The sequence below is a fragment of the Polymorphobacter fuscus genome, assembly GCF_011927825.1.
Taxonomy (GTDB): Bacteria; Pseudomonadota; Alphaproteobacteria; order Sphingomonadales; family Sphingomonadaceae; genus Sandarakinorhabdus; species Sandarakinorhabdus fusca.
In genome coordinates, this window is record NZ_JAATJI010000001.1 from 1,868,347 (window position 1) to 1,881,527 (window position 13,181).

The window sequence follows — 13,181 nt, forward strand, 5'->3', positions numbered from 1 at the left end:
GAATCCATCGGGGTATAGCCACATGCGCAATCGACAGCGGCGGCTTGGCGAACCCATTTCGGGGCACAGGCTATCGGCGAAATCGGGACCCCGGGGGCACCGGCCGTGGCCGGTGGGGGCCATGTGCAGCGGCAGGATGCCAGCCTGAAGTTCGCCGATGCAACGCAGGTTGCGGAGGTCGTCGATCGGGCGGAGCCGTATCGGCTCCCGAATGACGCGCGCGTCGCCAATGCACGGCCAGACCATCAACGCGTCCTGATCGTTGTTCCCTGCCTCGACGAGGCCGCCAATCTGCCCGACCTGTTGCCGCAGCTTGCCGCCGAAAACCCCGCGGCGACCATCGTCGTTGTCGACGGCGGCAGCACGGACGGAAGCAGGGCGATCGTGTCAGGCCTGGCGCAGCGCCTGCCCGGCCTGCGCCTTCTCGACAATCCGCACAGGATCCAGAGCGCCGGCATCAACCTGGCTGTCGCTGCCTATGGCGACGGCCATGACTGGCTGGTCCGGGTGGACGCCCATTGCCGTTACCCGGCAGGCTTCGTCCCCATGTTGCTGGCCGCTGCCGACCGGCGCCACGCCGCCAGTGTCGTGGTGCCGATGGTGACGCGGGGCGATTCCTGTTTCCAGCGGGCCGCGGCGGCAGCGCAGAATTCGATCATCGGCACCGGCGGCGCGTCGCACCGCAGGCTGGGCGACGGCGGTTATGTCGACCATGGTCACCATGCCTTGTTCGCGCTGGCAACATTCACCGCCGCAGGTGGTTATGACGACAGTTTTCCGCACAACGAGGATGCCGAGCTCGACACGCGGTTGACGGCACGCGGCGTACGTATCTGGCTCGAACCCGGCGCCGCGCTGGTCTATGCGCCGCGGCGCACGCCGCAGGCCCTGTTCCGCCAATATGTCAATTACGGGCGCGGCCGCGCGCGCACGGTGGCGAAACATCGCCTGCCGCTCAAATTGCGCCAGACCCTGCCGCTGCTGGTTTTGCCGGCGGCCGTCCTGGCCGTGCTGGGCACGGGTCTTGCATTTTTTCTGGCGCCGGCCTTTGGCGTGCTGGCGCTGCCGGCACTGGCCTGGGCAACCTGCTGCGCCGGGTTCGGCCTCTGGATGGGGGTGCGGGACCGGTCGCGCTGCGCTGCACTCGGTGGCCTTGCGGCCATGATCATGCATCTGGGCTGGTCGATGGGCTATTGGCAAATGCGATTCTCGGGCTCGGTCCAGGCCGCAACATCCTGAGCAATCCGAACTTATCAAAAGCAGTACTGCCATCGAAGGCGTTTGCCTGCGGCCAATAGTTTGACAAAGTCCTAACGATACGGAGGCGATCGAAAACGCATGGGCTGCAGGCAAAGCGGTCCTGACCGTAATTCGAAGCATCGGTTCAAATTGGGGGGCTTGGGTGAACAGCAACCAGATCGGCGTTGCATGTGGCAACCGCAACGATGACGGGCATTCGTCGCCGCGCGGCCACGCAGCGGGACGGCAGTTCCGCTTGTGGCCTGTCATCGGTGGCCTGTGTGCCAGCCTGCTCCTGCTTGGCTGTGACAAGCAGCCGGGTGGCCAGGTCGTGGCCGTTGTCGGCGACGACGAGATCACGCTGACCGAATTGCGCGCCGAAGCGCGCACGCCGCCGACGGCAGCCGAGCCCGAAGTGCTTGCCGCCAATGCGGCCGCGCTCGAACGGCTGACCGACCGCAACCTGCTTGCCAAATATGCCCGCGACAAGGGGTTCGACCGGTCCCCCGACTATGTGGCCCGGCGGCGCCAGATCGAACAGCAGCTGCTGGCCACGCTCGCCATCCGCGAGCTTGCCGGCACGCCGCCCAAGCCATCGCCGGCCGAGGTGCAGAAGTTCATCGATGCCAACCCGACGCTGTTCGCCCAGCGCCAGCGCCTCGACATCGATCGTATCCAGCTGGCCGGGCGGGTCGACCAGCCCGTCATCCAGTCGCTGGTCAAGCTGCAGGATCTCGATGCGACCGCCGCGCGGCTGACAGCCGAAGGAATCCAGTTCCGGCGGGGACGCGGCGTCTTCGACACGGCCAGCGTCGACCCCGGCGTGGCGAAGCAGATCGCCGCTCTGCCCGATGGCGAAGTCTTCGACCTGACGATGAACGGAGCGACATACATTGCGGCGATCACCGGCCGCGCGCCGCTTCCCAGCACGCCCGCGAACTGGAACGGCCTGGCGACGGCCGCGGTGGCCCGATCGCAGGTCGCATCGCGGGTCGAAACGGAACTTGCCAAGCTGCGCAAGGCGACACCGATCCAATATGATGCCGCCTATCGCCAGGCCAAAAAGGCACCGGCGGCGTGACGCCATGACGGCCTTGGCATCAACGGGCCGGCGGTGACCCGGCACCTGGCCTATTTCGTCCATGATCTCGGCGATGCTGCCGTCGCACGCCGGGTCCGCATGATCCACGCGGGCGGCCTCAGGGTCACTGTCATCGGCTTTCACCGGCACGGCACGCCACCGGCGTTCATCGACGGTGCGCCCACACTCGACCTTGGCGCCACCGCCGATGGCCGCTTGCTGCAGCGCGCCGGGGCCGTGCTGCGCACATTGCTACGTTTCCGGCCCGTCGCCGCCGCCATGGACGATTGCGACATGGTCATGGCGCGCAACCTGGAAATGCTGGTGCTCGCCAACCGCGGGCGCGGTGGCCGCCGACTGGTGTACGAATGTCTCGATATCCATGGGCTGCTGCTTGGCAACAGCCTGGCGTCACGCCTCATCCAGCGGATCGAACGCAACCTGCTGCGGCGCGTCGATCTGGTCATCACCTCCTCCAGCCGTTTCATCGACGAATATTTCCACAGGCGGCGATCGACGTCCGTCCCGCTGCTGCTTGTGGAAAACAAGGTGCTGGCGCTGACCGGCCGGGCGCCGGTGATCGGCGAAGCGCCGCCGGCGCCACCATGGGTGATCGGCTGGTTCGGCATGCTGCGCTGCCGCCGCAGCCTGCGCATGCTGATCGAAATGGTACGCCGATCGGGCGGCGGAATCGAACTGGTGCTCGCCGGCGTGCCTGCGGTCAGGGAACTCGGCGATCTGTTCGAAGTCGCAAAGACGGTCCCCGGCATTCATGTCAGCGGCGCCTATGGCCCCGACGATCTGTCGTCGCTTTACAGCCGCGTCCACTTTGCCTGGGCAATCGATTATTTCGAGGAAGGGCTGAATTCGGCCTGGTTGATGCCCAACCGCCTTTACGAGGCATTGGCCCATGGCGCCGTCCCGATCGCGCTTGGCGAGGTCGAAACCGGCGCCTGGCTGCAGCGCCACGCCGTCGGTCTTGTGGTCGATACGGCCGACAATGTGCCGGCGCTGCTCGATCGACTGCAGCCAGCGGATTTTGCAGTGCTGCGCGCACGCGTGGCGCAGTTGCCGCGATCCGCGGTCGTCGTGGGCCCGGCAGCATGCCACGCACTTGCCGCCGCGATTGCGGATGAACAGCAGCCAGTTGCAGTGGCAGCCTAGAAATGCCGTTCGGGGATCCTGATCGTGTCACCGGCACGGACGATCACTGGGCCTGTCCGGCGCAGGTCGAGCAGAGTCTCGGACGTTTCATTGGCGCGCCGGATGAAGACCTTGCGGGTGTTGGCCCGGTACGTGTAGCCGGCAGCGGTCGCCACGGCCTGCTGCAGCGTCAGGCCGGTGGACACGGCATATTCGCCCGGCCGGCCCACTTCGCCCAGAATGTAGAAGGGGCGGAACGACACCACCTGGATGCTGACCCGCGGATCATTGAGGTAACCATCGGCCAGGGCCTTGGTCAGCGCCACCTGCAACGTCTCGACCGTCTTGTCGGTGGCCGCAACATTGCCGATCAGCGGAAACGACAGGTTGCCGCCGCTGGTCACGACATATTCCCCGCTGAGATTGTCTTCCCCGAAAACGACGATGCGAACCTTGTCACCGGGGGCGAGCGTATATTCCACATTGGGCGCCGGCGTTGTCGCCGTGACGCTTTCGGCCGCCTGCGCGGTGGCACCCATGTGGAGCGGCAAGGCAAGCGCCACCAGCAGCAAGAACAACGATTGCAGAATTCGCATCATCCTCATCCCCCATTCCGGCCGCATTCCGCGCGGCTTGCCGGCAAGACCGCAATCGATGGAGCGGGTTGCCGCCGGCAACTGATGAAGATTTGTTTAACCCAAAGCCACGACGGTGTGAATGCCGTTCGAGCGATGCCAGCGGCGAAACGACCTCTCAGAATCGGTGGTCGGCGATGACTCTACACAGCGGCATCTGCGTCATCATCCCGGCCTGGAACGCCGAAGCCACGATCGTGCGGGCGGTCACCTCGGCGCTGGCGCAACCGCAGGTCGCCGAAGTGCTCGTCGTCGACGATGCTTCGACCGATGGCACCGCACAGTCTGCCACCGACGCCGATGACGGGTCGGGACGGTTGCGCGTTCTTTGTCAGCCCCGCAACATCGGGCCCGCGGCAGCGCGCAATGTCGCGATCGATGCCAGCACCGCGCCGCTTCTCGCCATCCTCGATTCGGACGATTTTTTGCTGCCCGGGCGTTTCGCGCCTCTGCTGGCCACACCTGGCTGGGATGCGATTGCCGACAACCTCGCCTTCGTGCCCGAGGATCAGGTTGCCGCGCTGGCACCGGCCACGCTCGACCACGGCACCGCGTCGCCACGACGGCTGTCGCTGGCGGAATTCGTCCTCGGCAACATCAGCGTTGCCGGCCAGCCGCGCGCAGAACTAGGCTTCGTCAAGCCCGTCATCCGCCGCTCCTTCCTCGCGGCTCATGGCCTGCGCTACGACGAATCGCTGCGACTGGGAGAAGATTACGCGCTCTATGCGCGCATTCTCGCGCGCGGCGGGGCTTTCCTGACTGTCGCGCGCTGTGGCTATGTGGCCGTCGAACGCGCCAGCTCGCTCAGCGGCTGTCATCGCGGTGTCGACCTCGCCAACCTTGCCGCTTCAGACCTGGCGTTGCTCGGCGAAGACGGTCTCGACGATTCGGCACGTCGCGCGATTCGCCGCCACCGCGATCAGACCGCCGCCAAGGCCCGGCACCGGCGCTTTCTCGACATGCGGCGTGCGCAGGGCCTGCCCGCGGCACTCGCACAGGCGCTGCTGCGACCGCACCAGGTTCCGCCCCTGGCCTTCGCCATCGCGCGTGACAAATGGCGCGACCGTCACCCCGGCGCGCCCAAGCCGGCACAGGTGCGTTATCTCTTCGCGTGACGCCTCGGGAGCCGGCGCCGCGCCGGGTTCGCCGGCCTTGGGCCCGCTGGTTTCCGTTGTCATCCCGGCGTTCAACGCAGGGCGATATCTGGAATCGGCAGTGCAATCGGCGCTGGCACAGACGCTGACGGCAATCGAGGTGATCATCGTCGATGACGGATCGACCGACGATACGCTGGTCGTTGCAATGCGGCTGCAGGCCGGCGACGCCCGGGTCCGTGTCGATCGGTTGGCGCGGAACGCCGGTCCGGCGGCGGCGCGCAACCGGGCGCTGGAGCTGGCACGCGGCCGCTGGCTTGCCGTTCTGGACAGCGACGATGTGATGATCGCGTCACGGCTGGAGATGTTGACCGCGGCGGGCACCCGCGTCGATGCCGATATCGTCGCCGACAATTTGCTGGTGTTCGGTGACGGCCAAGCCGATGTCTTCCTCGATCGCGCCACCCCGCCTGGCTGGATCACAGCGGTCGACTATCTGCGCCGAACGGCCATTTACGGTGATGGCCCCAACCTCGGCTATCTCAAGCCGCTGATCCGCGTCGACCGGTTGCGGGCGGCCGACATCGGCTATGACGAGCGTCTGCGCATTGCCGAGGACGACGATCTCATCGTCAGGGCGCTGCTCGCCGACCTGCGCTATTGGTTCGAGCCGACCCCGGGCTATGGCTATCGTCGCCACGCCGGATCGACGTCGCACCGGCTGTCGCTCGCCAATGCCGAGGCCATGCTGGCGGCGGGCGAGCGCCACGAAGCCGCCGGCGTCGGCCGGGCTGCCGAGATTCGCGCGGCGCTGGCGCGGCGGCGTCGCGCCTTTCGGAAGGCGCGCGCCTTTGCAGCGCTGGTCCAGGCGCTAAAGGACCGGCGGCTGGCTGCGGCCGCCGGGATCGCGGTTGCCGATCCCGCCGCCGTCGTGCTGCTGCACATGCCCATCCGGGCCGCACGCGACCGGTTCCTCGCCCGGTTCCGTCCCGACCGGCCGCGACAGCCGCCGCCACCCGCGCCGGCGACAGCGGCGGCGCTGGCAGCGCTGCGTCCCTTCGGAGTGGACGCATGACCACGCGGATCGACATCTGCGTCTGCACCTTCCGGCGCGCGTCGCTGACGCAAACGCTGGCATCGCTGGCGGCGCAGGCGTTGCCGCCCGGCATCCAGCTACGGGCGCTCGTTGCCGACAATGACGACACGGCGACCCGAAAGGCCGACATCATCGCCGCGGCAGAGGGGCTCGGGCTCGACCTTCGCTACATCCATGCGCCTGCGCGCAACATCTCGGTGGCGCGCAATGCCTGCCTCGATGCCGCCGATGCCGATTGGCTGGCGTTCATCGACGATGACGAGGTCGCGACGCCCGAATGGGTTGCGGCGCTGCTGGCCGCACGCGGCGACGCCGATATCGTTTTCGGCGTCTCCCAGGCGCGCTATCCCGATCCGGCGACACCGCGCTGGGTGGTGCGCGGTGATTTCCACAGCAACCGCATGGCCGGCAATGACGCCGCGTGGAACGGCTATACCGCGAACGTGCTGATCAACCGGCGCTTTGTCGCTGCCCGAAAGCTGCGCTTTGCCACGGCGCTCGGCGAGACCGGCGGCGAGGACACGATGTTCTTTTTCGATGCCCATCGTGCCGGCGCGCGCTTCGGCTATGCGCCGGCGGCGATCGTGCATGAAGACACGCCGATCGCCCGCGCCGGGCTGCGCTGGCTGGCGTTGCGCCGCTTTCGCTCCGGCCAGATCCATTATCTGCTGCTTCAGCGGCAGGGCAATGGCCCGCTTGCCGGCATGACCGCTCTGCCCAAGGCCCTCGCCTGTTTCGCCCTGGGGGTGGCGTCACTGCCACGGCCCGACCGGGCGGCGGCGGCGGTGCTGCGCGGCATGCTGCATGCCGGTGTCATCGCCTCGATGCTCGGCCAGGCGCCCTATCGCGAATATGCCGTTCGCGCGCCGGGCAGAGCGGCAGGCGAGCCGGGCTAGGCCGCTTGCCACTGGCCGGGACGACCGTCCAGCGACCCGAAACCCTAGCGCTTTTTGAACACGACACCGAAATTGTCGCTGTACCGGCGGCCGACCAGGGTGCGTCCGACGACCGGGAGCGACTGCCAGCGGGTGTGCAACAGCTTGGGAATCGTGCCCGCATCGGTGTAGAAGAAGTGCAGGCGATCAAAGCCCGCCTCGCGCCCGGCGCGATCGAAATCGACTTCGCTGACCGGGGTGATGTGCGCCGGATAATTGCTGTCGTCGAACTGGGCGTGATGGCCGCGTGCGGCCATCGTGAGGATCGACCGGTAGCTGCCGGTGTTGGGAGTCGTCAGCACGGCAGTTCCGCCCGGACGCAACAACCGGTGGATCTCGCGCAGCATCGCCCGCGGGTTTTCCAGGTGCTCGATCACTTCGATGGCGACAATCAGGTCGAACATGTCAGGGCCTAGCGGCAGGTCGGCATTCAGGTCGCCCCGATGCCATTCAACATCGGCGGCAACGCCCGGCGGACGCGCCATGATGTCGGCAGCGGCAATCGCGGCGGCTGGAAAGGCCGCGCGCAGGCTTGGCAGGAAGCTGCCGCTGCCCGACCCGAAATCGAGAACATGCGCCGCCGCCGGGCACGCCTGGCAAGCTGCGGCAAGCGCCACCCGGTGAATGTCGCTGCTCGACGTTCCGCCCGACTGGACGGCGGCGGCAAGCCTGGCCTGTTCGATACCCGGCATGGTCAAGCACTCCGCGCCACGGCGCCCTTCAAGAGGCGCATGATGTCGGCCGGCACCGCCAGCGGCAGCCCGCCAAGCGGTGCGCTGTCCCCGACCAGACGTCGCATGGCCGCCGCGACTCGGGACTGCGGTGCCAGCCATGCCGGGTCGGCAAGCTCGCCGGCATAATGCCTGGCAAGCGCAGTGTAGGGCGACAGATCGTTGTAGACGGCAAGGAACCGCTTGCGCACCGATTTGCCGGCAGCGTCACGCGGCCACCACGGCCGGAACCCCTGCGAATGGACAAAGGGCGGCATGCCGTGGCGCAGATGCGCCAGCCGTTCGGCCACCGTATAGCCCGACGTCCCGAAGAACTGGATGATGTCGTCACCGCGCGCGAGAAAGCGGATCGGGAAATGGGCAAACTCGGCACTCGCCAGCAAGGCGGTCAAAACCTCTTGGTCACCCATCATGTGAAGGCCGCGTTCGGTCCACGGCAGCGCCTGGGCGGCGCGATAGTCCGGACTTTCGAGCAGCGCCTGCCACTTTTCAAGCAGGCCGATGTGGCGGGACGTGACCCGAATGACCCCGGTATTGGCCGTGAACGGCAGGCTGCGGCCGACGGTCATGCCCCACAGCCGGGCCCGCAGTCCGTCGGGATCGGCGTAACCGCTGCAAAGCGCCTCCTCCGTGACGGCGATGGTGTCGGCAGACAGCCCTGCGAACAACGGCCGGAAATCGGCGGCGATGAGAATGTCGGAATCGATCCAGAGAATATTGTCGAAGCCGTTCCGCAGCATCGTGCGCAGCGCCAGCGGCTTGATGTCATATTTGGTCCACACGCCATCGAGCGGGGTATCGGCGAGCATCGCATCTGGAAACCGTGCGAGCCACTGCACGAAGTCCGGGCTGGCATTGGGGCAGAACAAATGGGCGCGGGTGCCGGGGCAATGTTCCGCCAGGCTGGCGACAAGGATGCGCAACGCCGGCTCGCACGAAACCCGGTCCTCGGCGATGCAGCACACCAGCGGCGCGGCCGCGGGATCGCTCTGCGCAGTCGCGGCAGCGCCGCGCGAGGCGTCCGCGTCATTGCACATCGCGCAGATTCCGAGCATGTTTCAGCAGCACAAGGGGTTCCTTCCAGATGCCGGGCGGCCGCGGTTCCTTCGTTGACGACTCATTCGAACGACCGCGCCGGAACAGCCTTTCGGTAGGCGACACATTGCAGCGTTTCGAAGCGCCGATTGCCGTGGCGGCGCTGCTGGCCATCGTCGGAACCGGCATTTTCGGCACTCCGGCCGCGGGCGTCTTCATCTTCGCAGCCTTGCTGCTGGTCGCATTCCGGCCACTGGCCGCGGCGCGCGACCTGCTGAAATTCTGGCCATTGCTGGTGCTGCCGCTCGTCGCGATCGCTTCGACGCTGTGGTCCGATGCCCCGGAACGGACGATGCGCGCGGCGCTGCAGTTCATGCTGACCTGCATTGCGGCCATCATGGTCTGTCGCCGTCTCGCAGCCGATCACGCCATCTTGACCCTGTTCATCGGCTATGGGGTGCTCGCCCTCATCGCGCTGCCGTCGGTGCCGGCCAGCCTTGCCGGCGGCACGCCGCTGCTTGGCCCGTTCGATTCGAAAAACCAGATGGGGTTCTCGGCGCATCTTCTGGTCGCCCTGGCGCTGGCGGTGATCTTCGACCGCCAGCAACCGTCGATCGCGCGCTTTGTCGCGGCCGCCGCCGTCCCGCTCGGCCTGGGTTTGCTGGTTCTCAGCAATTCGGCCGGCGCTGTCGCGTCCGTCGGCATCACTTTCATCGCCTTTCCGGCGCTGATGCTGCTCGGCCGCCTGTCGCAGCGCGGCCGTCTGATCGTGCTGCTGCTGCTGATCGTTGCCTTGGTGATCGGCAGCATTTTTCTCAGCGATATCGAAGCCGCAATCGCCGCGTTTCGGGAGAATGTGCTCAAAAAGGACGCGACGCTGACCGGCCGCACATATTTGTGGGAATATGCCGATCAGCTCAATCGCGAACGGCCGTGGCTGGGCGGCGGCTATTATGCCTTTTGGCGGCACGGCAACCTCGGCGCCGAAGGCTTGTGGCGCTGGGGCGGCATTGCCAGCCGGTCCGGCTTCAACTTTCACAACGCCTTCATCGAAATGCAGGTCGACCTCGGCTGGGTCGGCCTGGGCATATTGGTGGCAATGTGCATCGGCATCGCAGGTGTTGCCTGCTATCGGCAATTTACCCGGCCGACGGTGCCGATGGCCTTCTTCCTTGCCTTTCTGGCGGTGACCTATGCGCGTTCGCTGACGGAAACCGGCATGATCGCCCCGTTCAGCGCCGTCACGGTGTTCTGCCTTGCCACCGTCGTTTATGCGCGTGCACCCGACCGCAAACGGGTCGATCGGCGCCGCGACCGCGCCGGGCCGAGTGCGGACCGCGGCGCATTGCCGGCGCGCCGGCGCCGGATGGACGGTCGTCAACCGCGCGCCCCGGCCCGGGCATAAAGCGCCAGATACGCCTGCGCCGACCGGTGCAGCGACAGCGCATCCCGAACATAATCGCGTGGCCGATAGCTGGCCCGCTGTGACCAGAACAGGTCGAACTGGGGTTCCAGTTCGGACACGCGAAACCGCCGTCCGCAACGACCATCGAAATAGGGCACCGAGCTGACGGCGAGCCCGGCGGGGGCGTCCCGCGACAGATGCGGGTCGACGAATTCCTCCTCGTCCCAGGCGAAGACGGGCACGCCTGCCGCCAGCGCCTCCTGGTACGCCAATCCCTGGGTTTCATGCTCGCACAGAAAGGCAAGGCTGCGCGCATTGCGCAAGCCATCGGCGAACATGCCCTGATGGTGTTCGCCATAGCGCAGGATCCGATAGCGCAGGCCGCGCGCATCGAGATGGGCACATAGCCGGTCGCGGACCTGCGGCACCTGGGTATCGCGGTGCCAGCGGATCTTGTCGTAGATCAGCACGTCGATCGACTTGGACGCCTTGGGCGCAGGTTGCCAGCGGTCGATGTCGATGCCGGCGAACCAGGTCACCATCTTGTCGCCGCACGAGGGGCGGTAATAATCGGCGAACCAGTCCGACGGCTGGATCAGCAAGCGAATGCGCTCCTGTGCCGCGACCGCGACGGCATCGCCCGGCGGGCCGAAGTCACCCGGGCCGAACAGCACCGGGTTGGGCAGCCGAACGGCGTCGAGCACGTCCGGGTAGCCGGCGAGGCCGATGGGATAGTCCGGCATCGCAGCGGCCGTGGCGAAATCATTTACCCGGACGTCGCAGCCGTGACGCTCCAGCGCCGTCCGCAACGCGACAAAGGCCGTGTAGAACCCGGTCCGTACCTGCCGACGCCGCGCCGATCGATAGGCAAAGCGTGCAAAGCGCCGCGCCTGCGCCAGCGACCCGCCGATGGCACCGGGCCGGGCGCGCCATTCAAAGCCGTCATAGAACAGCAGGACGAGCGGGCCGCGGCGCGTCCGATGCAGGGACGCCGCATGCGACGCGGCCATCGCGGCGTCGGCCATGGCCGCTTCAGCCACGCTGGCCTGTCGGCGCGCCGCCGACCAGCAGGGCCCGCGCCAGTGGTGGCGCCGCTGTCACCATAGCACCAGCGAACCTGGCAAGCGCCTGGTCGGCCGTCGCGTCGGTATCCCCCAGGGTCGACACGCGGACCAAGATGCCGTCGGGAACCGTGCCAGTCACGACGCTGGCCAGGATCGCACGATATTCCTCCGCCGTGTTGCGCGGGAAGGCCGCAGCGACCCGCGTCCAGTACAGCAACCGTTCGATGCGATCGTCGCGCCGCGCTGTAAACGCCCGCGCCTGGACCGGAACCGCAGGTACCCCAAGCGCCAGATCGAGATCGCGGAAATCGGCAAGCCGGAACCCCTGCCCGGGATAACAGGTTTCGGGACGGTGCAGTTGCAGGCTGCCGCCCTGGGTGCTGCCATAGGCAATCAGCAACATGATGCGCGGCAGGTCGGGCGCCGCATAGACTCGCATCAGTTGCTGGTCATAGCCGTCATTGTCGCTGGTTTCGGTGGTGGTGACGACGCCCTTGTTTGACACCCAGCGCCAATCGGCGATCTGCGGCGCGATCAGGTCTTCGAGTCGATGTTTGACCAGCCGATTCCCCGATCGCCGCGGCACCGCGGCATAGGCGACCGCCGCGGTGGAGGCCATGGCGGCACCGACAACAAGCGCGCGTCGCGACAACGCTGGGCCGAATTCCGTCATGCCGCAGCCGCCGTCGCCGGCGCCGGCCAGACTCGCGACATCACCTCATCGAGCAGCAAGACGCCCCCCATCGCCACCGCAAACATCGTCAGCCCGGCAAATTGATGAAGATAGCCTTCCGCCGCAGCCTGACCGAGATGATAGGTGATGAGAATCAACAGCGCCACCCGCACCAGATTTGCGAGAATGGCCATCGCGATGATGCCGAAGAAGAAGACCAAATTATAGGCAAACCCGCGATGCTGCCGCAGATGCGCGTAGAACAAGCCCATCGCCGTCAGACTGATCATGGAGTTGAGACCGCCACACGCCGACTTCACGCCGAGCCGATACTGGTCGACGAAAATATTCAACCCCGATCGCGCCACCGGATAGTCGAACTTCGACAGCCCCCACACCGCCAGTTCGGAAAGCTGGAGCCGTAAGGGCTGGGTCGCCGCAGCCACGAAACTGCCCGGCGGCGGCAGCAGGAACAACAGATAGGCGATCGGAAACCAGCCGACGCGCATCGCCCGCGCGCCGATGAAAAGATAGAGTGTCGCCAGCAGCACGAGATACAACGCACCGCTTTCGATCACGATGCTGCCGACCACGCGGGCGCAGGCATAAAGCACCAACGCCGGAACCAGCAGCAATGCACCGAAAAGCGGTCGACCGGGCCGGGCCTGCGCCGCCATCGCCGGCCAGCTGCGCACCATCAGCCAGACGCCGAGCGCCAGCACGATGGGCCCATGGGCGCCTTGTTCGGTCGACCAGGATTGCCGGGCGATGCCCTGGAACGTTGCCAGCGCCATGACGCCGAAACCGATTGCAAGCGGCAGCGCCCATCGCCAGTCGGCCCAGACTTGGGCCGCCGATCCGCGCCTTTCGGTGGTCGAGACACTTCCATCGGCCTTGGCGGCGACGCCGTCGACAGCCGTTGTTGTGACAGCCGCTGTCGCGACGGCCGATCCGGCCGCGCCATTGGCTGCAACATTGAAACCGTTCCACATGCCGCCCGCCCCGCCCGATGGTAACGCCCGCCCTACGCATCCGCCGCTTTCGGCGATG

13 protein-coding genes are annotated in these 13,181 nt (G+C 66.8%); 7 read left to right on the top strand and 6 right to left on the bottom strand.

The annotated features are described in order from the left end of the window. The first annotated feature begins 105 nt into the window (after positions 1-105). The 3 genes from GGQ62_RS08820 (at position 106) to GGQ62_RS08830 (ending at position 3,484) form a co-directional block, all read left to right on the top strand. Complete coding sequence (locus GGQ62_RS08820; protein ID WP_243446642.1) at positions 106-1,239, top strand: glycosyltransferase family 2 protein; 1,134 nt, start codon at positions 106-108, stop codon at positions 1,237-1,239. A 256-nt stretch (positions 1,240-1,495) separates the two neighbouring features. Next, positions 1,496-2,320, top strand: a complete 825-nt coding sequence (locus GGQ62_RS08825) for a peptidyl-prolyl cis-trans isomerase (RefSeq protein ID WP_167649546.1) — start codon at positions 1,496-1,498, stop codon at positions 2,318-2,320. A gap of 33 nt (positions 2,321-2,353) precedes the next feature. Continuing rightward, positions 2,354-3,484, top strand: coding sequence for a glycosyltransferase family protein (locus GGQ62_RS08830; protein ID WP_152577651.1), 1,131 nt, complete (start codon positions 2,354-2,356; stop codon positions 3,482-3,484). Here GGQ62_RS08830 and GGQ62_RS08835 read toward each other — a convergent pair. After that, positions 3,481-4,062: a polysaccharide biosynthesis/export family protein gene (locus GGQ62_RS08835; protein WP_152577650.1), complete on the bottom strand. Its 582-nt coding sequence runs from the start codon at positions 4,060-4,062 to the stop codon at positions 3,481-3,483. The genes GGQ62_RS08830 and GGQ62_RS08835 overlap by 4 nt on opposite strands. A 65-nt stretch (positions 4,063-4,127) precedes the next feature. Here GGQ62_RS08835 and GGQ62_RS08840 point away from each other — a divergent pair, with 65 nt between their 5' ends. From GGQ62_RS08840 to GGQ62_RS08850, 3 genes are read left to right on the top strand one after another with little or no spacing between them, the layout of a single operon-like run. Then, complete coding sequence (locus GGQ62_RS08840) at positions 4,128-5,213, top strand: glycosyltransferase family 2 protein (protein ID WP_243451559.1); 1,086 nt, start codon at positions 4,128-4,130, stop codon at positions 5,211-5,213. Positions 5,214-5,250: 37 nt separating this feature from the next. Then, complete coding sequence (locus GGQ62_RS08845) at positions 5,251-6,267, top strand: glycosyltransferase family 2 protein (protein WP_153401241.1); 1,017 nt, start codon at positions 5,251-5,253, stop codon at positions 6,265-6,267. Then, positions 6,264-7,184 carry a glycosyltransferase family 2 protein gene (locus GGQ62_RS08850; RefSeq protein WP_167649547.1) on the top strand — a complete coding sequence of 307 codons (921 nt, stop codon included), beginning with the start codon at positions 6,264-6,266 and terminating at the stop codon, positions 7,182-7,184. The genes GGQ62_RS08845 and GGQ62_RS08850 overlap by 4 nt, the downstream gene beginning before the upstream one ends. Positions 7,185-7,228: 44 nt before the next feature. Here GGQ62_RS08850 and GGQ62_RS08855 read toward each other — a convergent pair whose 3' ends face one another. Next, the gene (locus GGQ62_RS08855; protein ID WP_194163373.1) at positions 7,229-7,915 is read right to left on the bottom strand and encodes a class I SAM-dependent methyltransferase; all 687 of its coding nucleotides are present in this window, start codon (positions 7,913-7,915) and stop codon (positions 7,229-7,231) included. A gap of 2 nt (positions 7,916-7,917) precedes the next feature. Next, a complete protein-coding gene (locus tag GGQ62_RS08860; RefSeq protein ID WP_167649549.1) occupies positions 7,918-9,009 on the bottom strand; it encodes a nucleotide-diphospho-sugar transferase in 1,092 nt (363 codons plus the stop codon). Between the two features lie 107 nt (positions 9,010-9,116). Here GGQ62_RS08860 and GGQ62_RS08865 point away from each other — a divergent pair, with 107 nt between their 5' ends. Further along, positions 9,117-10,394 (top strand): O-antigen ligase family protein, encoded by a 1,278-nt coding sequence (locus GGQ62_RS08865; RefSeq protein ID WP_167649550.1) that lies wholly within the window; start codon positions 9,117-9,119, stop codon positions 10,392-10,394. On the opposite strand, the gene GGQ62_RS08870 is transcribed toward GGQ62_RS08865, so the two are convergent. From GGQ62_RS08870 to xrt, 3 genes are read right to left on the bottom strand one after another with little or no spacing between them, the layout of a single operon-like run. Further along, on the bottom strand, positions 10,367-11,434 hold the full coding sequence (locus GGQ62_RS08870) for a glycosyltransferase (protein ID WP_207790559.1): 1,068 nt from the start codon (positions 11,432-11,434) through the stop codon (positions 10,367-10,369). The two genes, GGQ62_RS08865 and GGQ62_RS08870, sit on opposite strands and share 28 nt — an antisense overlap. Next, on the bottom strand, positions 11,427-12,131 hold the full coding sequence (locus GGQ62_RS08875; protein WP_152577645.1) for an exosortase C-terminal domain/associated protein EpsI: 705 nt from the start codon (positions 12,129-12,131) through the stop codon (positions 11,427-11,429). The genes GGQ62_RS08870 and GGQ62_RS08875 overlap by 8 nt, the downstream gene beginning before the upstream one ends. After that, positions 12,128-13,123, bottom strand: coding sequence for an exosortase (gene xrt / locus GGQ62_RS08880; protein WP_152577644.1), 996 nt, complete (start codon positions 13,121-13,123; stop codon positions 12,128-12,130). Before xrt ends, GGQ62_RS08875 begins: the two co-directional genes overlap by 4 nt. Positions 13,124-13,181 lie beyond the last annotated feature (58 nt).